The organism is Xenorhabdus sp. KJ12.1 (assembly GCF_963876495.1).
In the GTDB taxonomy this organism is placed as follows: domain Bacteria; phylum Pseudomonadota; class Gammaproteobacteria; order Enterobacterales; family Enterobacteriaceae; genus Xenorhabdus; species Xenorhabdus stockiae.
This window is the reverse complement of sequence record NZ_CAWNQH010000086.1, coordinates 1-26,221: the sequence shown is the minus strand read 5'-3', so window position 1 is coordinate 26,221 and position 26,221 is coordinate 1. Positions and strand designations below refer to the sequence as shown.

The 26,221-nt window shown below is 40.5% G+C and carries 10 protein-coding genes; 9 read left to right on the top strand and 1 reads right to left on the bottom strand.

Going from position 1 to position 26,221, the window contains the following annotated elements; genetic code table 11:
* Nucleotides 1-118 precede the first annotated feature (118 nt).
* On the bottom strand, nucleotides 119-418 hold the full coding sequence (locus tag AACS92_RS15760) for an ATP-binding cassette domain-containing protein (RefSeq protein ID WP_099111726.1): 300 nt from the start codon (nucleotides 416-418) through the stop codon (nucleotides 119-121).
* A gap of 101 nt (nucleotides 419-519) precedes the next feature.
* On the opposite strand from AACS92_RS15760, the gene AACS92_RS15755 reads away from it, so the two are divergent.
* The 9 genes from AACS92_RS15755 to AACS92_RS15715 all read left to right on the top strand — a co-directional run bounded on the left by AACS92_RS15755 (nucleotide 520) and on the right by AACS92_RS15715 (nucleotide 26,016).
* Nucleotides 520-5,412 (top strand): beta-ketoacyl synthase N-terminal-like domain-containing protein, encoded by a 4,893-nt coding sequence (locus AACS92_RS15755; RefSeq protein WP_099111725.1) that lies wholly within the window; start codon nucleotides 520-522, stop codon nucleotides 5,410-5,412.
* Nucleotides 5,413-5,418: 6 nt separating this feature from the next.
* Nucleotides 5,419-6,237 (top strand): polyketide synthase dehydratase domain-containing protein, encoded by an 819-nt coding sequence (locus AACS92_RS15750; RefSeq protein ID WP_099111724.1) that lies wholly within the window; start codon nucleotides 5,419-5,421, stop codon nucleotides 6,235-6,237.
* 15 nt (nucleotides 6,238-6,252) lie between these two features.
* Nucleotides 6,253-11,814 (top strand): SDR family NAD(P)-dependent oxidoreductase, encoded by a 5,562-nt coding sequence (locus tag AACS92_RS15745; RefSeq protein ID WP_099111723.1) that lies wholly within the window; start codon nucleotides 6,253-6,255, stop codon nucleotides 11,812-11,814.
* Between the two features lie 35 nt (nucleotides 11,815-11,849).
* Nucleotides 11,850-12,719: an acyltransferase domain-containing protein gene (locus AACS92_RS15740; RefSeq protein WP_099111722.1), complete on the top strand. Its 870-nt coding sequence runs from the start codon at nucleotides 11,850-11,852 to the stop codon at nucleotides 12,717-12,719.
* A 13-nt stretch (nucleotides 12,720-12,732) separates the two neighbouring features.
* A complete protein-coding gene (locus tag AACS92_RS15735) occupies nucleotides 12,733-14,151 on the top strand; it encodes an FAD-dependent oxidoreductase (RefSeq protein WP_099111721.1) in 1,419 nt (472 codons plus the stop codon).
* A 12-nt stretch (nucleotides 14,152-14,163) separates the two neighbouring features.
* On the top strand, nucleotides 14,164-14,718 hold the full coding sequence (locus AACS92_RS15730; RefSeq protein ID WP_099111720.1) for an isochorismatase family protein: 555 nt from the start codon (nucleotides 14,164-14,166) through the stop codon (nucleotides 14,716-14,718).
* A 144-nt stretch (nucleotides 14,719-14,862) separates the two neighbouring features.
* A complete protein-coding gene (locus AACS92_RS15725) occupies nucleotides 14,863-21,816 on the top strand; it encodes an SDR family NAD(P)-dependent oxidoreductase (protein WP_099111719.1) in 6,954 nt (2,317 codons plus the stop codon).
* The gene (locus AACS92_RS15720; RefSeq protein WP_193757001.1) at nucleotides 21,806-24,688 is read left to right on the top strand and encodes an alpha/beta fold hydrolase; all 2,883 of its coding nucleotides are present in this window, start codon (nucleotides 21,806-21,808) and stop codon (nucleotides 24,686-24,688) included. The genes AACS92_RS15725 and AACS92_RS15720 overlap by 11 nt, the downstream gene beginning before the upstream one ends.
* Before the next feature lie 89 nt (nucleotides 24,689-24,777).
* Complete coding sequence (locus AACS92_RS15715) at nucleotides 24,778-26,016, top strand: MFS transporter (RefSeq protein ID WP_099111717.1); 1,239 nt, start codon at nucleotides 24,778-24,780, stop codon at nucleotides 26,014-26,016.
* Nucleotides 26,017-26,221 lie beyond the last annotated feature (205 nt).

Below are 26,221 nucleotides of genomic sequence, written 5' to 3'. Positions count from 1 at the left end.
TTCTAAATTATACATGCCTGAGGATCTCCACGATTTTGTTTTCTTTAGCAAAAACTTTGATCGTGCCTCAGGCACTTTAGTTCCCTTCTTAAGCGAAGCTCAGGTTAATTATGAAAAGTTATTTAGTTAGCGCTAATAATACTTCTGACACCCCGAGGAATTCAGAAATAGTAAGCTGCCCAAAACTTGACTTTTCGGCACCTATTTGATGGAGGCTTCCAACTTTATAAAAGTGTGTAATATCTCCTGATGAGGAAAGTATATCTTGTGCAAACAAAGCTGCGAGTAATGATTTACCCACCCCATTACGACCTATTAATCCTGTAACGTTATTATTCAAAATTAAATTTAGTTTTGAAATTATTTCAACACCATCATCAAGTCGGTAAGACAAATCTTTAGATACAATACAGATCACACATCACCATATATTATTTTTTGATATTATTTTTTGTCGATTATATATATATTTGAATCTATGTTAACCTCTTATGGCAAGTATGATCTGAAATATCACTCATGAAATTTAGAAAACTTACAAAATACGAAGAACTCCAGCTTTTCATATCTAATAACACTCTTGATGAGCAGACTGGCGTTTTAAGTTATACATATGAATTAAAAGGTTTTTTTGATAAAAAAAAACTGGAAGAATCACTAGAAATGGTTATATTAAAGGACTTCAACTCTTTATGTTTTAATATTACAAAAAGAGATAAAGAAATAGGTATCATAAATTGCGGACGTCCTGAAACCATTCTTAATAAAGTAATTAGCGAAGAAGCCTTCGATAATCAAGAACCATTTACCCCTGAATTAAATGGTAAGCTTTTTAGATTCACCTTATTTTCAGATGATTATAAATCATCGAAACTTAGGCTTCAATTCAGCCATTTAGTCTTTGATGGAACTTGCTATAAACCCTTCATAGAGAACTTAGCTAGAGTTTGGAAAAAAGAGTTCAATCAAGATGCAATTATAGATGAATTCCCCCCTCTAGCATTAAAATCCGTTGAACCTATACCTAGTGAGCTAGAATATTGGAAGATGGTTTTAAAGGGTTCACGATTATATCAACCACTACCTTTCTGCTTTAAGACCCCTAAAAAAAATGGGATTAGTCTTACTGTTAAGAAAACTATTCAAACTACGTCTTTCAGAGCTATTCATAAGACTACCAGAGAATTTGGTGTAACAATTTTCCAATTCGTTATTGCCACCATGGCCGCGCTTATATCTCGCTATAGTGAGCAACAAGATAAAGGAAAAGAACGTGTAGTACTTTCTCATACTGTCAATAGTCGCCCTGCCGGTGAAGCTTATTGTTGCTATACAAACATCATTCCACTTTTTCTGAATGTAGATATCCACCAACCAGCATCTAACTTAATGAAAGAGGTAGTTAGAGCCAGAGAACAAGTAATTCCATACCAGAATGTACCAACCTTACAATTAATCGAAATGGCAGATGCTAAAGCTAATCATGGCGGTCGTCTGTTTAATGTCATTATCAACTGCTCAGAAGGCCTTGTTCCCTACCAATTGCCACAATTAGACGGTATAGATATATCGTGGCTTAGTAAACCAGCTACCTCTGGGACTAGTGATTTAGTACTTAATTACAGCTGTGATGGTTCAAATCTGTATCTTTCATTTGATTCCTCATCACGCTATATGTCGCATGAAACACTTTCAGCACTGGCAGAGAATTTTGTCCTGATCTCCTCATTCATAGCCAGTAATCCTAATATTCGGTTAGATGAACTTGATCTGAGCCGGTCCTTAACGCCCGCAATATATGGTACAAAAAAAAACTCTCTACCAGATATAAATATCCTTCAAAAGTTTACCCTAGTGACCCAACGTTATGCCGATGAAGAAGCTATCAAAGATGAAAATGCCTCCCTTTCATATAGTCAGTCATCCCGGTTAGTAAACGCCGTTAGCGAGGCTATTGCAACTTTACCAGAATTTTCCAGTATCAACTCAATAGGTGTTTTTCTCGGGCGTTCTATACTGCTTCCTATTGCCTACCTAGGAGCTATAGCCCTTGAATGCCCTTTTGTGCCGATGGATCCTTTACTACCTGATGAAAGACTGAAATACATCGCTGAAGCTTCTGAAGCAAATATCTTCATTGTTGACCAAGGAACAAAGTCACGAGCAAAGGAGCTTTTTCCTTACGCCTATTTAGTCGATGTGAATCAGATAATAAAATCCGGCTACGAATTCGGTGGAAACTTGCTAACCATAAAGAACCGTGTGCGAAAAACAGATAGAACGGCTTATATAATGTTCACATCGGGATCTACCGGTCAGCCGAAGGGAGTAGCTATTAGTTATCGTAACTTGGCAAATTTCTTGGCGGCAATGGAAATATCACCAGGCATACGCCCAGGTGAACGTTTATTAGCGTTAACTCCGATTAGCTTTGACATTTCAATATTAGAGTTGCTACTTCCGTTAATGTGCGGAGGAAAAATTTTCATCGTTTCTGATGATACACGTATCAGCGCATCTTTACTTGGTGATGCAATAAATAGTAATAAGGTAGACCTAGTTCAAGCTACAGCATCAAGTTGGCGAATCTTACAACAGTCAGGTTGGTCTGCGAAGCAGCCTTTTACTGCATTAAGTGGAGGAGAACAACTGGAAAAAGATGTAGCACAGTACCTTCTTCGCGAGGCAGGGTTGCTGTACAACATGTATGGCCCAACTGAAGCAACTATTTGGGCAAGTATTTATCAAGTTACCGACACAGATAATATTTATCTTGGTCGGCCTTTACCAAATTGTGATTTTTATATCATTGATAATAATGGAAAATCAGTAGCGCCAGGCATGAAAGGTGAACTTGTAATCTCGGGTTCATGTGTAGGTAGTGGTTATATAAATAGTGCTACAGAACAGGTGTTTATCACTCTCGACGATGGATCTAAGGCATATAGAACCGGTGATATAGTTAGGTACTTATCTTTTAATGAGATTTCTTATGTTGGACGTCACGATAATCAACATAAAATCAATGGATATCGTATTGATACTTCTGAAACCAGTCATTGTATTAAGGCATTTATTCCTGAAGCCACTGTTTTCACAGTTGTGCGAAAACATCCAGAACCAAACCTATCTAGTTTTATATGGTTACCACCGGAATGTGATTTTGATGAGACAGAGACTCTATCCTGGTGCAAGCAGCATCTGCCCTACTATATGGTACCAAGAGTAGTACGACGCCTTAAGAAAATACCGCTGACCCCCAACGGCAAAGCTGACGTGAAAAGTTTGAGTGAAGCATTGTTCGATAAACTGCCTCTGATAGAGCCACGATTTGGCGCATCAAAACCTGCAAAATTATTTAATCATACGTCACAAAACATTCAACGCTCTCTACAAGTAATGATTAAAGAAAAATTAGAGGTAAATGTCTCTGATTTTGACCAGTCTTTGGGATGGCTGGGAATGAATTCAATTAGTTTTAATATATTATCTTCTGAAATAGATAAAATTTTTGGTATTAAGTTCCTTAGTTACGAATTCTATCAGTATGGTTCAATTAATGAAATCGCTTCGGTTATAGAGCGCCGGATATCGGGATACTCCGACTCGACAGATAGCACTAATAATGTGACCGAAATAAATAGTCACACTGAAGACACAAAGGAACAGCCGCTAGCAATTGTTGGCATGTCTGTCACTATGCCGGGAGGACACGATGTTGAAAGATTCTGGCAGACGTTAATCGAACAAAAGAACTGTATATCCTCCGCACCAGCCATTAGAAATTTGGAAGGAGCTTATGCTGGATTTCTACCGGATATTGCGGGATTCGATGCGCGCTTTTTCTCAATCTCTCCGCTTGAAGCAACCCGAATGGACCCTAGACAGCGGCTACTCTTACAAGCTAGTTGGCGAACGTTGGAAAATTCAGGTTATGCTCCGTCAACGTTAGCAGGAAGCTGTACAGGCTGTTATATCGCAGCAACAGGGCTGGATTATGCCTTGTTACAAGCTAGGGTAGGAGAAAACCAAACACCTCATTCATTGTCAGGGCACTCGCTTAGTATGTTAGCAAATAGACTTTCATCTCACTTTGACTGGAATGGTCCTTCCTTTGTAATAGATACAGCTTGCTCTGGAGTACTTACGGCGCTTGTTAAAGCGGCTCGTGATTTGCGTATGGGAATTTGTGATTTTGCCCTAGTAGGGGGAATCAATTTGATTCTGGACGCACAAATTAATGAGGGACTGAATGCGGGGCGCTTCATGTCTCCCGATTATCGCTGTGCTACTTTTGACGAAAAAGCCAATGGCTATGTCAGAGGCGAAGGTTATGGCTGCTTCCTAGTAAAACGCTTAACTGATGCTCTAGCTGATGGAGATCATATTCATGCTGTTATCGAAAGTGTAGCCGAAAACCACGGCGGCAAAGCAAGTTCCCTCACTGCTCCGAATCCTGATGCGCAATATCGATTGCTTTTGGATGCTTATACCCCAGAACTTGCACAACGAGTTAGTTTTATTGAAACTCATGGCACCGGTACCAAACTTGGAGATCCGATAGAAATTGCCGCTCTCCAACGCGCTTGGCAACATCTTGTAAATCAAAAAAAAACTCAGCCAGTATGGTTGGGCGCAGTGAAGTCAAATATTGGTCATTTAGAACCGGCGGCCGGAGTCGCTTCAATCGCAAAAATTGTAAAAGCTTTTGAACAAAAATCCCTTCCGGCAAATCTCCATTTTGAACATTTAAATCCTGATATTGACCTTGACTCATCGTCATTTCGCGTGCTTACAAAAACAATTGAATGGCGTGCAAGCACACCGCTTACCGCAGGCATCAGCTCATTTGGCTTCGGTGGATCAAATGCGCACGTAGTTTTATCTGCTCCCTCTCCTAGGCCTGAACGTGAAAATTCGCAGATAAAAGCGTTTCTGATCCCAATTTCTGCCCGCTCAGAGAAGGCATTGAGTAATAACATATCTTCCTTAGCATCATTACTTGAGCAGCATCACCAAGATTATTACTGCTCAGAAAAAATGCTTGACCTTGCTTTTACTCTCTCCTGTGGGCGTGATCATTTTGAATACCGGCAAATATGGCTGGTAACAAACATTGATGATCTACTGGAAAATCTTCGCAGTCCCTATCAGTGCGTGAAAATATCTAGAAACAACAGCATGTTAGAAGAATACTCATCGTCTTACTCCCTCGAAAGTTCTGAAATATTAAGCAATATTAAAAGATCCTATTTAGAGGGTGCCAGAATCAACTGGCAAAATTTATATGCCGATTGTGCGCCGAGGAAAATACCTCTTACCACTTATTGTTTCGATGAGCGACCATACTGGTTCTCGAAATCTTCATCCGAAAATTTGAGTATAGATAGGTATAGAACTAAGCAAGGGTAAGTTAAAATGACAAAATTTTTCCGTGAAGACACTTTATGGCAAGCCTTACCAGATAATAACGGTTATCTCGTTACAATCAGCTGTAAACATGTGTATTTCACCGATCACCAAGTTCGAGGGCGGCAAGTTTTACCAGGAGTAGTGTTTCTTGAGTTAGCACTGATAGGCGCAGCTAAATTATTTCCAAATCATACACCCTGTAAAATAGAAGAAGTAGCTTGGCTACGTCCAATAATTTGTGAGGGAAAGGAAGCTAAAATTCAAGTACTTTTTTCGCTGGAAACAAAATTGCGTTTAGTATTTCGAATTAATCATGGTGAAGTCACATGTGGTTTTGGCTGCATATGTTTTGATAATGCTGAAGGCATCGAACACCCTACTGTACAATTAACGGTACGTGATCGGCTAATTCCCCACAAAAACAATCAATTTTCACATCATGAGATCTATCAGGCATTTACGCGCATGGGGATTGTTTATGGAAAATACTTTAGGCGCATTAACTATGTCCAGCGTAACACAAAAACTTCAATGTCTTGGTTAAGCAGCGATGACGGTATACTCATGGGCTGGAGCAGTTTGATGGACTGTGCCTTTCAATCCGGAATGGCAATTTCATTAGGTGAGCATAATGACAGCCTAATGCCGTATTCGCTAGGATATCTTATCCTTCATAAAACATTACCTCTCAATGCGCAGCAGCATGCATTCGTTCTGACCGAAAAGTTATCACCATTTCGTACCAACATCACTATTTTCACTGAAAAATTTAACCCAGTGTTATCAGTTTTTGAACTGGGAGTAAAACCCTCAAACCTAAAATAAAGGAACCCAAACGCTATGGACTTTACTGGACTTTCTCAAACAGATATTGACTCAATAGTCTTTTCACCTAATTGGACTATTTATCCTCTTGGGAAACAGCCAGAGGATAAAGGGGAGAGACTACTACTAATTCCTCCTTCTCAAAAGAAACTTGTGCAGGAAATTGTCACTGTATTTGCACCCGAAGAAGTGCTTATTCTTAGCCCGAAAGGGATTGAAAGAGTGATAAGGAAACTAGAAAAAAATGCAAACACAAGGTTAGTTTTTATTTCACGTACTCCTTGGCAAAGTGAGGTTCCAGACGAGGACATATGTGCGTTTTTTAATTTAATAAAGTCATTGCATGATGTTGTTACCATCTCATTAGATATCTTTACTGATAAGGCAGTTTCGAGCCATCTTTTTGATAGTGTGACTCACCCAGTTGATGGTGTTTATATTGGTCTTGCCCAAACGTTAATTAAGGAACGTCCTGAATGGAAGGTGCGCTGTTTTTCTATTAAAAAACTTTCAGCTGATAGTCTACAAAAATTACTTGGTATTTCTCTACCAGAGGTATATGACAAACCTATATGTATCGCTGAGAGCAATTATGCATTAGCAGACATGTTACCAGCTAAGCTCGAGGTTTGGCCATCTAAGTCTCTGTTCAAGACTCAAGGAACATATTTGATAGTTGGAGGAACAGGAGGCCTTGGCGCAATGTTATCGGAGCATCTTGCTAAATACTACCAAGCCCATTTAGTTATAATTGGACGTCGAGAAGAGAATTGGGAACTGATGGTGCGCCTACGTCAAGCCGGTGCAGAAAGTGTTGATTACCATCAGGTAGACCTGACAGATCGTGAGGGCCTACAAACTTTAGTCGACAATTACCCTCTAATCCAAGGCGTAGTTCATTCAGCACTTGTTCTAGAGGATGCATCTTTAACTACAATGAGCGAGGAGACATTATTCCGGGTTCTAAGGCCTAAATTGCATGGTTGCTATAACTTAGTTAGCGCTTTAAAAGGGAGGGCTCTGGATTTTTGCCTGTTCTTCTCATCAATTCAGTCTTGGATTGCTAATCCAGGGCAAGCTAACTATACAGCAGCCTGTGTTGCTAAAGATGCTTTCGCTGATCTCATGCACAATGCATTAGCGATAAATAGTAAAGTCATTAATTGGGGTTATTGGGGCTCGATTGGAGTAGTGGCCAATGACCATTACCGTGAGCGAATGAGAAAGCTAAAAATTGGCTCAATTGAAGCTGACGAAGGACTGGCTATTATTGAACGTTTTCTGGCTTCACCTTTAAGGCAAATAACCGTTATAAAAGCGGAAAATTCAGCATTGAAAAGAATGAATATCAAACCACATTGCAATAACAAGCCCCAAGATTTATCTATATCGAGAGCACAGAATGATTCTATGGAAGAAATAATTCCCCCATTTAACTCTACTCATAAAGAGGTGGAGCATAATAGGGAAATATCAGAGAGTCTTCAAGAGTACGCCCGCTGGCGGTTAGGACATATTACCCAACCGAATGTGACTTTAGCTAAATTCGAAAAGCTAGTCCAAGCTATTCGCGCTATACCTTCTGGTCATAGCCTAGGTAAAGAAGCATTATTAAACAAATATCCAGAATTAGCAGGCCATATTAAACTGTTAGACCATTGCTTAGATCATTTACCTTCCATTCTTCAGGGTAAAATAGATCCTCTCAGCATTCTATTCCCTGAAGGCAGTTTTGAACTTGTCGAACCTGTCTATCGAGATAACCCTATTGCAGATTATTACAACGGAATAGTCGCGCAAATCGTTAGTAATTTTCAGCAGATGCACAAAAACCGCCCCATTAGAATTATTGAAATTGGTGCAGGTACAGGTAGCACTACACAGTTTGTCTTACCAAAACTAACTAAAGATAATGTCTCGTATACATTTACCGATCTGTCATTTTCTTTTCTGAATAAAGCTCGTCAACGATTCGTTGATTATCCGTATATTGATTATCAAATTTACAATATCGAAAAGTCACCGAAATTCGAGAAGCCGTTCGATATCGTGATTGCGACCAATGTGATCCACGCCACTGCTAACCTACCTCAAACTTTAAGTAATGTGCGGCAATTGCTTGGTAAAGAGGGTATATTCATACTTAACGAGATTACATCATGTCAAGATTACGCTACTTTAACATTTGGATTGACTGATGGTTGGTGGTTGAGTAAAGATACTTACCGAATTCCTAACAGTCCACTTCTATCTTCCGATAGTTGGCGCCAGTTGATGTTACAGTCTGGATTTAGTGAGGTGGGATCTCATGGTAGTGAAGAGCAACAGGTTATTGTAGGTTTTTCACATCAGGTAGTAAAAAACAAACAAGTTAATGACCTTGGACATTCTTCTCAAGTAGAGTTAAAAGCTTTTTTACGCCAAGTCATTGCCGATGTACTTCATTTTGAGGAAAACGAAATTGAAGAGAATATCCCATTTAATGAAATGGGTATTGACTCACTAATTTCGATGGAGTTACTTAAGCCCATTAGAGAAATAGTAAGCTATGTCTCCGCCACTGTGTTATTCGAATATCCGACAGTTCGTCAACTAGCTGAGCACTTGCAAATTCAAGGCGCTACGTTAAAGAAATCAATCGTTCAGAATGCTACCTTCCAAGAAGCTAAGTTCCCCTTGGATGCATTTCATAAGGAAGGCATTGAACTAGCTGTGGAAGGTTCCCTGAATAAGGATGTAACTGCTCAAGTAGCGAAAATTATCGCTGACACAATGATGATGGAGATGGCTGATATAGAGCTTGATACTCCATTCCAAGAATACGGTGTAGATTCGATTATTTCTCTAGAACTAATACGCCCATTGAAAAATGTTTTTGGTCATCTACCCGCCACTATATTGTTTGAATATCCAACTCTGCGGCAGCTTTCGGAACATCTTAGTGCCAGCACAAAAATTGGAACTAGTACAAAATCGCTTGATAAAGAGTATAGACAATCAACTCCCACATCAAACAGGGGAATGCACTTAGGCGTTACAGATGGTGGAAAAACCTTCCTGCCTGATGATATTGCCATCATAGGTATGTCAGGTAGATTACCTCAATCTGAAAATATCTCAGAACTATGGATGAATCTGCGTCAGGGACGAGACTGTACTTCAACCATTCCTACTGAGCGCTGGGATGTAGAAAAGTACCTTACTAATACACCACTCAATGGCCGAGGAAGCTACACTACTCAAGGTGCTTTTATTGCTAACCCTGATGCCTTTGACCATGAATTCTTTCATCTCACACCTAAAGAGTCCGCAAGAATAGATCCGCAAGAAAGAATTATGCTGGAACAAGTCTATCGCGTGATATTGGATTCTGGTTATACACGAAATCAACTGGCTGGTTCTGAAACAGGAATTTATGTTGGGGTAATGAACGGTGATTACGCTTGGCATACACCAGTAGATGAAAGCGTGAATCATCCGACATCTCTGTTTTGGTCAATAGCAAATCGCGCATCTTACCATTTTGATTGGCGAGGACCAAGTATGGCCATTGATACTGCTTGTTCAGCTTCTTTGACGGCTATTCATTTAGCTTGTCAGGCCTTAAGAAATGGCGATTGTCAGCAGGCTGTAGTTGGCGGTGTTAACTTAATCACTCACCCTAGACATTTCGAACAACTTTGTGGTTTGCATATGTTATCACCTAGTGAACAGTGCAAGCCTTTTGGCGCAAAGGCTGATGGTTTTGTAGATGGGGAAGGCGTGATTTGTTTGATGTTAAAACGAGCAGAAGATGCGTTTGCAGATAATGACAGGATTTATGCAATCGTCAAAGGATCAGCTATAAATGCGGGTGGACGCTCTAATGGCTATACAGCTCCAAATCCTGAAGCACAAACAGCCTTGATTCATAAAGCCCTTAAGGCTGCGAAGGTTTCTCCCACAGACATCAGCTATGTAGAAGCCCACGGAACCGGAACTGAATTGGGCGATCCAATTGAACTACGGGCGTTGAGCAATGGGTATGAAAAGGCAGCGCGCCAAAGTATTCGATTGGGTTCAATAAAGTCTAATATAGGACATCTTGAATCTGCAGCTGGTCTCAGTGGAGTAGTAAAGGCGGTTCTACAAATGTGGAACAGAGAATTTGTTCCTTCACTTAATGCAGAACAGCTCAACCCACATTTAGACTTCGAGAATTCACCATTCTCATTAAATCGTAAGCTTCAATCTTGGGATTCCTCTTTACCTCTCTACTCTGCAGTTAGCTCATTTGGTGCAGGAGGGAGCAATGCGCATATTATTCTACAGGGGGTAGCAAATCCTCTTAATGCGGCAATCCCAACATTGGATGTGAAAGACGACAGAATTTACGTCATTCCGATTTCACATCACAGCAGTGCTGGATTACAGCTTACCATTGATGGCCTTCTCAATTGGTTACGGAAAAACCAAACTTCACTAGCTGAGCTGGCTTATACCCTCGCGTGTACCCGCGATCATGAAAAACATCGCCAGATTTTTGTTTGCCAGAGTCAGCAGGAATTAATTGAACAGCTTTCATGTGATTTGCAGCAGCCTTCCAAGTTCAATAAGCTCAAATTTTTTAGTCAAGAGAAGCTTCCAAAAAGACTTACTGTGGATAATGTAGCTGAAATTGCCTCACTTTATCTGTCAGGCGCCAAATTACCATGGTCAGACTATTACCAACATCGTAAATTTATCCAACTTCCTGAATATGTCTTCATTCGTCATCGTCACTGGATTAACTCACTTGAGTCAAAATTCAATGGATTAGATAGTCTAACCGCGGCTCATATGATTCATGGAAAAAACATGGCCCCTGCAGCTTGGTTCCTTTCAGAACTTTGTGAAAAAGGCGCTGGTAATATTTTCAATAACATTGTTTGGAAGAAAAAAATCCACTCACCAAAGTTAATACGATTAGAGGAAGACAAAGGGATATTTAGACTAGTTAGTCAGGAAGATAAACAAATTTTTTCAAGTGCAGAACAGATACTAGGTGATACGGCAAAAATAATAGACTCAAAACTTCCTGACATTACAGCCTTTGGCGATAGTCTCCGTTTATCCCGCCAACAAATTTATGACGACTTCAACCAACGTGGATACTGCTATGACCAATCACTTCAAGGCATTCAATGGGCTCAGGTGAAACAAAGTATGATACGTGCTTCCTTACATGTCGATCGCGACTGGGGACATTTGGTCTCTCCTGCGCTCCTAGACGCCGGTCTACAACTTGCCATTCTGATGCCAAAACCCAAAACAGAGGATAACGCTCAAACCTTCGTTCCTTGGCAAATGAGCAACATGTTTGTACATCGCATTCCTAATAACGAAGCCATTTATTGCTACTGCTTTGAAAGAGAAGGCAGCGCTTCGCCTCAAGCACGGATTTTTGATTTTTGGTTTACAGATCAAAACCATCAACTGCTTATAAAACTTGAGGAACTGGTATCGGTAGTCATACAACCTGAAGTTGAGAAGACATCTTCAAAGTTCCTACAATCGTCAGAAGCTGAGGATAATTTTGAGGTTTTCAATATTAGCTAAAACCAAAATCATTAATTGATAGGATGATACGAATTATGGAAATAATCATGTTTCCCGGTCAGGGCTCTCAACAATTGGGAATGGGAAAAACACTCTTTGCTAAGCATAAAAATCTTTGCAGCAGAGCAGATGATACACTGGGATATTCAATAAGCCGTTTATGCCTTGAGGATCCGAAAGGGCAGCTAAACCAGACTGCTTTTACTCAACCCGCACTGTATTTTGTCTGCTGCCTTATGTACTTAGAGCTGCTAGAGCGCGAAGGCGATCGGCATAATGTATTTGTCGGACATAGCTTAGGATTGTACCCAGCTTTGTTCGCAGCAGGGGTATTTGACTTAATCACTGGTTTGCACATTGTAGCTAAACGGGGAGAGTTAATGCAGTCAGTCGTTGGTGGTGGAATGATGGTTGTGCTAGGAAATAACCTCGAAACACTTCCGGGAAAACTGATCCATCATAATTTTTTTGATATAGATGTCGCCAACCACAACTCTCCTGATCAGGTAGTGCTAAGTGGTAAAGAAGAGCGTATGACGTTTCTGCTACCACTTCTGGAAAAGGAAGGATTTCGCTGTATCTTGCTTCCAGTCAGCGGAGCCTTTCACTCACGATATATGGAATCTAGTCGGTTGTCTTTTATGGATTTTCTCATGACACAACCGCTATCTCCTCCCCAAAAAATTGTTATTTCCAGTACTAGTGGTGAAACACTTACTACTGATTTTCTGCTCGAGGAAATGGGATTTCAATTGGTAAAGCCAGTGCGCTGGTTCCATACCATCCAACGACTCATTAATGACTTTCCTCAGGCTGAATTTCGTGAGATTGGTCCAGGGAAGGTACTAACAGGTATTCATTCAAAGATCTTCAATGCAGCTAACTCAGCTCAGAAAGATTACTGAAAAAGGAGAGAAAATGAAACATGGTAAAATTGCAGTAATTGGTGGTGGTGGAGCAGGAACGGTAGCAGCGTGGCTATTAAACCGCTGTCATGACATCACTCTATTTGAAGCCAATGATTATCTGGGGGGACATGCATACAGCCATCCTGTAACAACAAATCAAGGCATTAGGCATATAGATATGGGAGTGGAATATTTTAACGAACGCCTGTCTCCCAATTTGTGTGCACTGTTGGCTGAATTAGACATTAGTAGTTATGTTGCCCCACTCAGCATGCAGGTTGATTTTAAAGATGGAGGGCATTTTTGGAATAACTTGCTCGATGGCGGTGGCATCAATATTGAATTGCGCACTGAATTTGACCGGTTTCATTCTGATATGGCTAACGTACTCAGCTCAGGTAAAACACGTTATAAAAAAATGAGTATTGGAGAGTTTCTAAATGAAAGAGGTTACTCAGAGTCATTTCGTGAGCAGGCATTATTACCAATGATGACGGTGTACTCAGGCTGTAATGCCCCTTCTTTGGATTACACTCTAATGTACGTAGCTATCTCCTTCAATATGAATTTGTTGTCTTTTTTTTCGCCAGGCTATTGGCGGAAAGCAAAAGGAGGCATTAATGGCTATATAGCAAAAATTCGAGAACAACTAGGTGAGCGCGTTAAACTTAACACGCCGGTTACCCGAGTTACGCCTGTCGAAGATGGGGTGATTATCGAATTTGGTGAGCAGAAGCAAAAATTTGAGCAAGTTGTTTTTGCTACCCATGCAGATATTACTCTTTCACTGCTTGAAACCGATGAAAAAATATACAGAAAAATTCTGGGTGATTTCGAATATGTACCAGTCAAAAGCTATTGCCATCACGATAGCCGCTGGATGAGTAAGCGTAGCAACAACTGTTACTGCCAGTTCATTATGCCTGCCTCAGATCCATCAAATGTTCCTAACCCCAAATTTGGCAGTTTAACTCGTGTTAATAATATCCTTCCCCATTATCATGACGTCGAGCAACCATTGCTTGTCAGTTTTGATCCCAAAAGTGATATTTCTGCTGATCTTATTTCTGATATCAAAACTTGGAAACTTCCTAAGCTTAGGCCAATTGATTTCTACCGTAAAACCCGCATACGGGAAATTCAGGGCAAAAATAACATTTGGTTTTGCGGAATGGATATTGGCCTGACTGGTCATGAGGGCGCGATTGTATCAGCGATGGTAATTGCAGATAGAATTGGAGAAGCTTATCCATGGAAGGACAATACCCTTGCATTGATCCAATTTAAGGTGATTAAAGAGATTATGGGAGTATATCACCCTCGGGAAAGATTTGCATCTTGGATAGGAAATGCTGGTTTCCAGATTGCAAAAGCGCTTTCTTTACATAAAGAACAATCACATCGCTTTATAAAAGATCTCATTGTCTAAGGAACTAAATAAATGCTGTTAAATAAAGAAAAAACATCAGTAGTTATTTTCAATATGCAGATGGAATTAATCCCAATGCTGAAAAATGGCTCGCAGTTATTAAACGATTGCCGATGGCTAGCAGACATGTGCAGCGACCTACAACTACCCACCACCCTTGTTGAACATAAAAAATTGGGTAAGTTAAGTGAATCATTAAAAAACCTCGCACAAAAAGCTAAAATCATAGAAAAAACTCATTTCGATTTCCTTAAGGAGCCTATATTAATCAGTGAAATAGAAAAAAATAACCGAGAACAATACGTTTTAGCCGGTGCTGAAACTCATGTCTGTTTGCTGCAATCTGCACTACATTTAAATGCCATAGGTAAACAAGTATTTGTGCTAGCAGATACATGTTCATCACGTTCAAAAATTGATCACAAAGTTGCATTGGATCGCCTTCAGCTACATGGTATCCATCTAATAACTCGCGAGATGTTTTTCTTTGAATTAATTCGCCACTCCGAATACCCTGGTTATCTGGATCTGGCGATGAAATATCTGGATGGACGTTATATTCGTTAATAAACATTTATTCAGGCATTTAAAATTTGATTTCATTCAATGTGCAGTCTTCATCAGGAATTATTCCACATGTTATCTGCCGACGATGAAATATAGAAATAGGCTAAGCCTAAAACTTGTAAGGAATATCACGGTGATTTTGTAATGGAAATATTACATTGGGAATTAGCAAAGACTCTGCCATTATCGGCAGAAGATATAAAAGAACAACGTGTGCTAATAATTACTGATTGGGATATTATAGAAGCAGAAGCATTGCAAAAGGGTATAGTTGTATTAAGGACTGACAACTCCGAGAAAAACGATTTCATTTCTTCGCTCAATAAGAGTGGAACAGACTGCGATATTATAATTGTTACTATGAAGCCACAGCCTGTTTCTAAACTCAGTCAATATACATGGCGAAGCTTCAGCTGGTTAAGTCTCGCTCTCTTGCAATGGTGCATTTCTCAGAAACGCCCCATCCATCTACTGTGTTTCCATAGTTCTGAAGATGTACTTGCATCTATTTTCAGCGGATTAGCACGCTCAGTAAGTCTAGAGGCGCCACTTATTTCTTTTACCTGTACTGAGATCGCAGAACCTTCAGCTATTGAGTTAAATTCATGGATTAAGAATTCATTATCTCGTCCCGGAGCGCGATTGTATTATAACGGCTCTCAGCTTTCGCAATGGAAACTAGCCCCCGAAGCATTTCAATCTACATCTAGGCCTGTATTACAAGCGGGAGATAATGTTATTGTCATAGGCGGTGCTGGAGGTATTGGGATTGAATTGTGTACATTTTTACGTGATCAAGTACAAGATCAATTACTAAACGTCTTTGTCCTTGGACGCAAAACCCCTGATAGAGAATGCTTAGACAAGCTAAAAGAATGCGGGGTAAAAAACTACTTTAAGGTCGATGCCACTGATCCCCAAGCTCTAGGGGCCGTTTGTAATCATATAAGCGAAAATGCTGGTTCAATTAAAGCAATATTCAATCTTGCAGGAGTGCTAGATGACTGCCTGTTTTTCAATCTTACTGAGGATAGACTGGAAAAAGTATTATGCGCTAAAGCAGACGTTGTATTAAATCTTGCATCACTTCCCCTCAATATTAGGCCTGAATTCACTGTTAACTTTAGTTCTCTGACCGCGACAATTGGCAATATAGGCCAATCAGCTTATGCAGCTGCTAACGAGTTTGTTGAAAGGGTAACTCAGCAGATTCCTGGTGGATTCAGCTTTTCTTGGGGATTGTGGCAATCACAGGGTATGCAGATGGAACATCAAACCTCTGGCTTAGAACCCTTAGAACCTAATATAGCTTGCCAGCAAATGTTTAAAGCACTTGAGAACAATCAACGCCATCAAATTATTTTCGAAGGGCATTTAGCAGAGATTGACGCACTAATTAGTAGAAGTACTTCGATGGCCTTAACGGTTGAACAGGAAAATAGTTCAACCATGTCGACCGAGATTTTCGATAAAGAAACTTTGGAGACACTTACTTGCCGCTGGCTGAGCGAAATTATCCTTCGACATAGCGGCTTGAAAATTATCAATCCTGATGACAACTTACTCAATAAAGGCTTGGACAGCGTCAGTAGCATTCAAATCAGCACTGATATCATTACGCAGTTGGAAACCATCGGAGATATTAAAATTAGTCGTGCAATTTTATTTGAATGCCCGACCATAACGCAGTTGACAAAACATATGCTTGAATGTGCAGAGCCTTTACTTCAAGCTTTGTTAAGAGCAGATGCTCAGAAAAAAAACACTTCTACACTTCAGGAACAAATCCTATCCAAGGATACTTCAGAAGTTAATATCCTCAAAGTTAAACCTAGCAAAACTGAACCCTTGGGTCCTCTTCCAGGAAACTGGAGGGAAAACGATATAGCCATTATTGGCCTAGCGGGAGAGTTTCCTGGTGGTAACAGCCTGGAAACATTTTGGCAATCGCTCTTAAATGGAGAAGACTCGGTAACAGTTATCCCAGACCACCGCTGGAACTGGCGAACTGACTACAATCCCAAACTTACAGCAGGTAAAACATATGGTCGCCATGGCGGATTCATTTCAGATGCGTGGGAATTTGACCCAGTATTTTTCAATATTACCCCTTCAGATGCACAGCTAATGGACCCCCAAGAACGACGATTTTTACAGGCTAGCTATCATGCACTGGAGGATGCAGGTTACTTTATCAACCCAATTCGAGAAGTAGGGGTATTTTCGGCAGCTATGTTTGGTCATTATCAAGACTTGTCGTCTAAAGAACGGGTAATAAGCAGCTCATTTGCATCCATTGCTAATCGCGTATCCTATTCTTTCGATTTGCATGGCCCCAGCCTTACGCTTGATACAATGTGCTCTGGTTCTCTGAGTGCATTACATATGGCATGCAACAGCCTGCAACTCGGTGAATGCAAAGTAGCCTTGGCAGGCGGAAGCAATATCATGACACATCCAGGAAAATACAGATTATTAGCTGAAGGAAAATTCCTTAGTCCCACTGGCCACTGTCATGCTTTTGGGATTGAAGCTGATGGTTATGTGCCCGGTGAAGGTGTCGCAGCTGTAGTATTGAAACCGCTAGCAGCTGCCATAGCCGATAACGACGTAATTTACGCCGTAGTACGTGCAACGGCCGTAAATTCTGGAGGAAAAACCAGCGGATTCACGGTTCCCTCTGCACACTCTCAGTATCAGGTCATTCGTGCAGCTCTTGATAAAGCTGAAGTAGACCCTAGCGATATCAATTATATTGAGGCTCATGGAACAGGAACTAGCCTTGGTGATCCTATTGAGCTTGAAGCGCTTCAAAAGGCGTATAACTCAATAAACGAAGATGTCTGCTATCTTGGCTCAGTGAAAAGCAATATAGGTCACTTGGAGTCCGCCGCAGGCATGGCAAGCTTATTTAAGGTAGTCCTTCAATTACACCACCAACAGCTTGTACCCACATTACATTGTGCTATTGAGAACCCCCATTTAAATATTGATCAAACCCGATTTAAGCTTGTGAAGAAAAGTCAGTCATGGCCATTAGCTTCTTCTGAAACTCGCTTTGCCGGTATAAGCTCTTTTGGAGCCGGAGGAACCAATGGACATGTGATTTTACAGCAATATATTGCGCACAATGAGCCTATATGCTCTCCTGAACAGGATGAGTACCTTATCCCCTTATCAGCTCCTAACAAGAGCGGATTGAAACGAGTGATTAAGCAAATGAGAGACTATCTTTCTGAAAAAGAAGATATCGACCTTTATGCTCTTAGTTATTCGTTGTGTTGCACAAAACAGCATCACTCAGAACGCATTTGTTGGGTAATTCGCAACAAAGAGCAACTGATTGCTTCATTGTATGATAATGGAACACCAGATTTACGCAGCATATCTGGCTACCATCACAATGCCTTATCCTACATGCAGGGGAAAACCGTCAATTTTAATGATCTGTTTCCATTCAAAAAACGCCTACGATTACCGCCATATCCTTTTGCAAAAAAAATCTATCAGGCTGAGGGATTTCAAACTAATGCTTTTATTCCCTCTGATTCAGCAGGTAGTGGCCTCATACGCAATGAAGACTTGCTTACTAAAGTAACATCTCCAGTACTGCTTGAGCCTGTTTGGCGACTCGCAGGCATCACTTCATGGAAAAATTCAACTGAGTGGATCGTAGTGATGACTTCTCCTCAGCAAAAACTACCGATATATATTGATGGCATGAAAGTGTTGCACGTAACACATGGAGATAAGTTAACGATCACCGGAGAAAAAATTATCCTACGTACCGATGTAAAGGAGGACTTTGACCAAGCCCTAAGTTATCTATCCCAAAAGCTGAACCTTGCTCAAATTCATTGGGTCAATTTTAATGTTCATTGGACTTATCTTGGAGCATTAGCTTTAGCAAAAGCGATCCAGTCTCAATCTTTGAAATGTAATCTACTTTGCCTCAACGATTGCCTGCAAGCAGCTGAAGATATTGCAATGGCTGGAGTTTTTCGAACACTTGCACTTGAAAATGACTTTATCACTTTCGCGCAAACTTGGAGTGTTAGCCCGCTGGACTTAACAAAAACATCTAATTCCTCCTTAGTTACACAAGCAATTAGCTTAGCTAGTAAGCACGGCATTGAATTAAAATGGCAAAATAAACAACTTTGGCAACGTGATCTTTCTCCATTGAAGCTCGAATCGAAAGTACGTCTGAAAAAAGAAGGGGTTTATCTTATTGCCGGCGGTCTTGGTATGATTGGCAAAGCTATTGCGCAACGACTTTATGAACATTATCAAGCAAAAGTAGTGCTTATTGGACGCTCAACACCTTCGGAACATGATCAGGCCTGGTTAAAACAATTTAGCGGCAATAACAAATTAAATGCTGGCGAAATAGTTTATATGCGATCAGACATTACCAGCCGTACGGAAATGGAGCACGTGCTTGATAAAATAATTTTTCGTTTTAATAAACTGAACGGAGTTATCCAGTCTGCAGGGATTATCAAAGATTCACTTGTTCAAAATAAATCTCTAGCTGATTTTGAGTCTGTAATGGCCGTAAAAGTGCAGGGCACTCGTGAACTGGATCGCTGTACTGCAGATTTGGATTTAGATTTCTTCTGTCTGTTCTCTTCTATATCAAGCGTAATGGGTAATGCCGGACAATGCGATTATGTTGCGGCTAACCGTTTTCTTGATGAATTTTCTGTACAGAGAAATAAAAAAGTCAGTGAGGGGATTCGTAGTGGGCACACGTTATCAATCAACTGGCCGCTGTGGTTAGACCTTGAGGAAGATGCTAATCCGCGTGAACAGTATCGGGCATTAGCAGACTATCTCTACCATGAGTTCGGGCTGCGTCCTTTGTCATCTAATCAGGGCGCAGAAATGTTTGACAATTGGATAAATGGAATACCTGAAAATTGCTCACAGATGATCGGCTTGCTTGGAAAAGATGACGTTATTATTTCGCGCTTTACCCGTCCCGAATCAAAAAATGTTCCAAGGACATCAAATAGCAGCCATAAAAGAACCGATGGAAAAACCATATCAATCGAAGAACTCCGTATTGAATTAATTGCTCTTACACAAGAGCTAACACAGCTTGAGCAAGAAGATATTAGTCTGCAAAAAAGCTGGGGAGATCTTGGTATGAACTCTGTGATGCTCCAAATCATGGCGCAAAGGATTAGCAAACAGTTCGGCATCCCAGTACCACCTAATGCAATGTTCAATTACGGTAGTATCGCCACTATGGCTGAATTTCTTGCTCAACAAGGAGCAGGGTTAATTACAGCAGAGACAACTCTACCAATATCAACTTATGAAGAAAAACCTCTTAGTCTCCATCAAATTAATAATCCAGCAGAAGAGGGGTTTGCGATTATCGGCATAAGCGGCATTATGCCTGGAGCGACGAACGTAGAAGCTTATTGGGAATTACTGCGACAAAATCGAAGTGCCGTAGATAGGGTGAATCGCTGGAAGCCAAATGATCACTCATATCACGCAGCAGTCATTGATAATATAGAACAATTTGATGCCCGCTTCTTTGGGCTGTCTGCGCGCGAAGCGATGCTGATGGATCCTCAACACCGATTGTTTCTTCAAACTAGCTACAACGCTCTACTGGATGCGGGGTATGCGCCAAATAGTCTTACGGATGTTGGAGTATTCGCGGGTGTCCAATTTACAGATTATCAGACACTCCTACAGGCCCAAGGGAAAAATTCGCATCCTTACGCTGCCACTGGTAATGCCCATGCAATGCTAGCCAACAGAGTATCTTATCTTCTCAATTTCAATGGTCCCAGCCAGACGATCGATACCGCGTGTTCTAGTTCAATAGTAGCTATAAATCGCGGGATAATGTCATTACGTAATAACGAATGTAGTTTAGCCCTCGTTGGTGCTGTTAGTTTGTTGATTGATTCTGCAATAAGTGATGCTGCAAACAGTATGGGAGTTCTTTCGCCAAATTTTCGATGTGCAACTTTTGATGAAAGTGCTAATGGCTATGTCAGAGGAGAAGGCGTGGGATGCGTGGTAATTAAGAGATTGAAAGAAGCTAGGCGAGATGGTGACAGTATCTATGGTGTAATTGAATCTATTTCAGAAAATCATGGTGGGCGATCCAATTCTTTAACTGCCCCAAACCCACAGGCACAGGCATCATTAATTCGCAAAGCTTACTCCAAAGAGCTAGCAGAGTGCGTAAGTTATATAGAGACTCATGGTACAGGAACTCGACTGGGTGATCCGATAGAAATTGACGCATTGAAACAAGCATTTAACGACATTGCACCATCAAGACATGGCAATGATATCGCACTTGGTGCGGTTAAAACCAATATTGGCCACTTAGAGCCAGCAGCAGGCATCGCCTCACTCCTTAAAGTGCTTTTGTGTTTCAAACATCGCTATCTGCCAGCGAATATCAATTTTCAGAAGCAAAATCCACTTATCGATTTAAGTAACAGTCCGTTTTATCTGTTAACTGAGAATCAGATTTGGAACCCTGTTGGTAAGCGTATCGCTGGAATTAGTTGCTTTGGCTTTGGTGGTTCAAATACCCATGTTGTGCTCTCTGAGGATACTACTCCAAAGTTTGTTAAGCGTAATGGTCGGCCTTGCTGGCTGATAACAATGAGTGCGAAGTCTGCAGTCTCATTGGCAGCGATGTGTCACCAGTTGAAGGTTTGGCTGGAGACTAGTGAAGACGAATTAGCAGATATTGCGTTTACTCTTGCCCTCGGGCGAGAAAATTACGCTTGGCGCGCTAGTTGGATTGCTGAGTCAGTAGCAGACTTGCATGCACAAATTATAAGTACTGACAGAATACCAATTATTAAGTGCAAACAAACCGAGGATATTTGGACACCCTCGGCTGGATCTCAGAATACGGATTATGAGTGGTGTGAACTTATGAGTCAAACGCAAAGAGAATTTCATCAAGGTAAGGTCATTGATTGGAAAATCTTATTTGGAAAAGAACGATTCCTCAGGTTAAACATGCCAGGCTATGTTTTTGATACTAACGCATACTGGTTTGAGCAGGAAGCAGACAAAGAGTTCAAGGAGAACATGCATGGAAACTAAATATCAACAGATAAATAATAATGTCGAAGTTTTAGATGAAAATCCAAACCAAGACATTGCAACTGATGCGATACTGACTGAACAGGGTGGCTCAGAAGAGTTAAATGATAATGACGTAGTAATCGTGGGTATGGCAGGGAAGTTTGCAGGTTGTGATAACCTAGATGATTTTTGGCAAACTATTATGCAGGGAAAAAGCGTCTTACGTACCACGAAACGTTGGCCGGAGCGGAGTGAAGAAAACTGGATAGGTGGCTTCATTGAGGACTATGCTAATTTTGATGCCAATTTTTTCAAAATTTCACCGTACGAAGCACGGTGTATGGATCCTCAGCAACGTTTATTACTACATACGGTCCAGCACGCTATTGATGATAGTTATCTGGCTTTGGAAGATCTGCGGCAATTGAAGTGCGGGGTGTTTACAACTAGCCTTCCTGGGGACTACAAATTTCTGTTAACTGGCAATCCAGAAATGGCTTTTAGTCCGCACAGTTTCTTGGGCAATGCATCTTCTACATTGTCAGGAAGAATCTCTTATTTCTATGACTTTAAAGGACCATCCTTAACCCTAGACACTGCCTGTTCATCATCTTTAATCGCCATTAATGAAGCCTGCCTTAATATACAAGCAGGCAACTGCAATGCTGCAATTGTTGGTGCTGTGGCAGTTTTCAGCACTCCTGAGCTGTTTCAATTTGCTCAAAGAGCAAATATGTCATCACGCCAAGGTAAATGTGCAGCTTTTGGTGAAGAAGCTGACGGATTTACTCCCGGTGAGGGGAGTGCCTCACTAGTTTTGATGCGTTATGCTGAAGCAAAATCACGCGGGTTACGTATCTATGGTGGGATTGCAGCCATAGGAATTAATCATGACGGTAAAAGCAACGGCCTTATGGCACCTAATGCCACATCTCAGGCTATGCTTATCCGCAATATATATCAGCGATCAGCGATTAATATCGAGAAAATCGCATGTGTGGAAACTCATGGCACAGGAACTCATCTTGGAGATCCAATTGAAATGCGTGGCCTCACGCAAGCATTTAAAGAATTTAAACAAGATTATGATTGCTTCCTAGGAGCAATAAAACCAGTAATAGGTCATACTCTAGTGTGCTCGGGACTAGCTGGGATAATTAAAGTATTACTCAGTTTTCTTCATGAGACCATTGCCCCTTTCCCAGCAATATCTGAACCGAATCGAATGATAGATTTCGGCAAATTCCGTATGAATGCCCAACCTCTACCTTGGCCTGCTGAAAAGCCTTATTACGCAGTGAGTGCATTTGGTTTTACAGGGGCTAATGGTCACGTGGTATTGAAAAAATACCCCTCATACCATTGCACAGATTTGCAACATCAGCACTCAGATAAGGAGATGGCCTTTTGTCTTTCAGCTCAAAATACAAACAGCTTAAGTGTTAATATTCAGCAATTAATGCATACTTTGGAAAGTATCGCTCCGGATGAACTTTATAGCCTCAGCCAGCTACTGCTCAGGCGTCCACGCTATGACATACATTGTGTGGTAACGGCTGAAAATAAGACTGTTTTAATGGAAAAACTGAATGAGTTAACTATTAAAATCAATGATGGAAAAGAAATTAGCTCTCAGCAAACCACAACATTAAGCGAAGAAATGCATATGCTAGCTTCGCTGTGGTTGACTGGCGATATCGCCAATCTCAATTCTATGCTGAAACCAGTAGGACTCATTAATCCTGCTTTACATCTGACAGGATATGGCTTTGATGGCCTTCGTTATTGGTTGGAAGAAACATTAGATCCTACTGAGAAACTCAGACAGAAAAATGATTCAGTTAAATCTAAAGACCTCATCCTTGCACAACTTAAACAGTCGATATCCAATCTATTGGAATTTCCTATAGATTCAATTAAGGGTGAGAGCCTCATCGAAAATCTTGGCCTAGACTCTCTCTCAGCACTAACTATCCTTGCTCCGTATCAAAAAGGAAAATCTACTATCAAAGCACATGATTTGTTTTCCTATTATACCCTTAATGAGCTTGCAGAAGCTCTCATTGATATCCATGCGTCAGGTACGTCATCCTCATCTTCTTCACCATTAATTGCCCCTTCCCCAATTTCTCAATCATCGGTCGGTTCAAATCTACCTTCTCTTAAATGGCTTAGTTACGGTCATGGTAGACAAACAGTCATACTTGCGCCGCCTCTAAACACTAGCATGGAAGCATGGACACAACAGATCCCAGCTTTGATAAAATCAGGCCGAAGGGTATTTGTACCTCAATATCCGGGACATAGAAACAGCCCATTTTTGGAAGAAAAATTTTCTTGGGAAAATCTGGCTGGTGAAATTGCTGAATTTATTCGAAGTGAACTTCAATCGGGGTCGGTAGATTTAGTTGGTTGGTCATTCGGTGGATGTATTTCCTCACTAGTTTCAATTCGATATCCTGAGCTCATACGATCACTAGTTCTTATAAGTATGGCACCCTCTTTCTGTGAAAATGTTTTTGGTAACACAATAGGATTACATGATGAGCTACGAGACAAACAAGATATTTTGGAAGTAATATTTGGTTCGGATAATATTATCAACAGCCTCAGCGCAGATGCACCAATGAACATACTGCGTCACTACTATGAAGCTTTAACTAGCTTTAATATTGAGGATGATCTAAAAAATATCACTACACAAACTCTGTTGGTGCGCGGTAAAAATGATTGTGTAGTAGATGATGCTTCTTTTACACGGCTCACAAAAATCCCACACTCCAAGTCCATATACTACGAGGAGCATGGACATTATATACCCTTGACAGCAAGTAGATCATTTAATGAAAAGCTTATCGAATTTTTAGATAGCGTACAAAATCACGTTTAGTACAAGCGCTAACACGTGCTTCAAAAAATTATATTTGATTGATGCATCTTAGACGTATGGATGTGTAATTTATTAATCTGAGAGGTAATATGTCCAGTATCAGAATGTTAAGTATATTTGGAATTTATCTGGTGATCTTTATTGATAATATGGGAGCAAGCCTTATTATTCCAATGCTTACACCAATCACCCACGATCCAATATCAGGCCTTATAGTCAGCGGTTCTGAACATTTTCGTAATGCAATTTATGGAGTTTCTCTTGGGCTCTTTTCTATGACTATGTTATTTGGAGCACCATTACTAGGTGCTCTATCAGATAGTCAGGGTAGAAAGAAGATCCTCATCTATTGTCTAATGGGTCTTTTCTTAAGTTATATTCTACTGGCGCTAGCGCTTACCTTAAAAAGTATAATATTATTTATTATTGGACGAATAATTGGTGGTTTTTTTTCAGGGAGTGTTCCTGTAGCACAGGCGGCGATTATTGACATTACCAATGAAAAGGATCGAGCAAAATACATTGGTTACATTATGTTCTTTGTATCTTTAGGTTATGTTGCTGGACCATTAATAGGTGGATACTTAAGCAGCTCAGAACTCAACTCTATCTTTAACTTGATGACGCCATTCATTTTTGTTGCAGTTTTATCCGCAATTAATGTTCTAATTCTCGTATTGGTATTTAAAGATAAAAAATCATCTAATATAGATAAGAGCAAAACTCAAATATCTAATCCTATAAACAGCATTATGTTGTCCATAAAAGCTCCTGGGATTCGTTATACTTCTCTTGTTCTTCTATTAATGCTAATGGGCTGGAATACATTTTTTCAGTTTATAGGACTCAGTTTAACCAGAAGACTTGAATTCTCTCAATACGAAGTTAGTAACTATGTTTCATGGATTGGTATTGGGCTAGCTTTTGCCTTTCTTTTCCTTATCGGATTTGTAATGAAGTATATTCGACCTAAAAGTATGATCACCTTAGCTCTGGTCTTAATGACTATTTGCATAGCTGGGTCATTAGCTCCAAGCGTAAATGCTTTTCTATATTTACTTGCCTTTGTTGGCGCTATTGGTTTTGGATTAGCTTATAGCGGCCTAATCGCACAACTTTTACAGTGTGTCGACGCCGCAAATTTTGGAGCTACGATGGGGATGGCAGCTGCAATTGCTGCTTTCAGTGCTGGTTTTTCAGGAATAGTCTTTGGGTTTGTGGCCGGGTTCAACATCGTCGCACCAATGTACTCAGCTTTAGCATTTATTGTGGTTGCCTTATTATTATCGTCAACTAAGGAGAATCAACAGGTGAGTACTACTCCTTAGACACCTAGGTTTGTTTTAGTACAGATCTGCTATATAGGGGTATAGTAGTTAACCCCAATTCTGTTTAAGCCGTCACTGGAATATCTTCTTCTTCTAAGTAACCTGAGCTTCGCTTAAGAAGGGAACTAAAGTGCCTGAGGCACGATCAAAGTTTTTGCTAAAGAAAACAAAATCGTGGAGATCCTCAGGCATGTATAATTTAGAA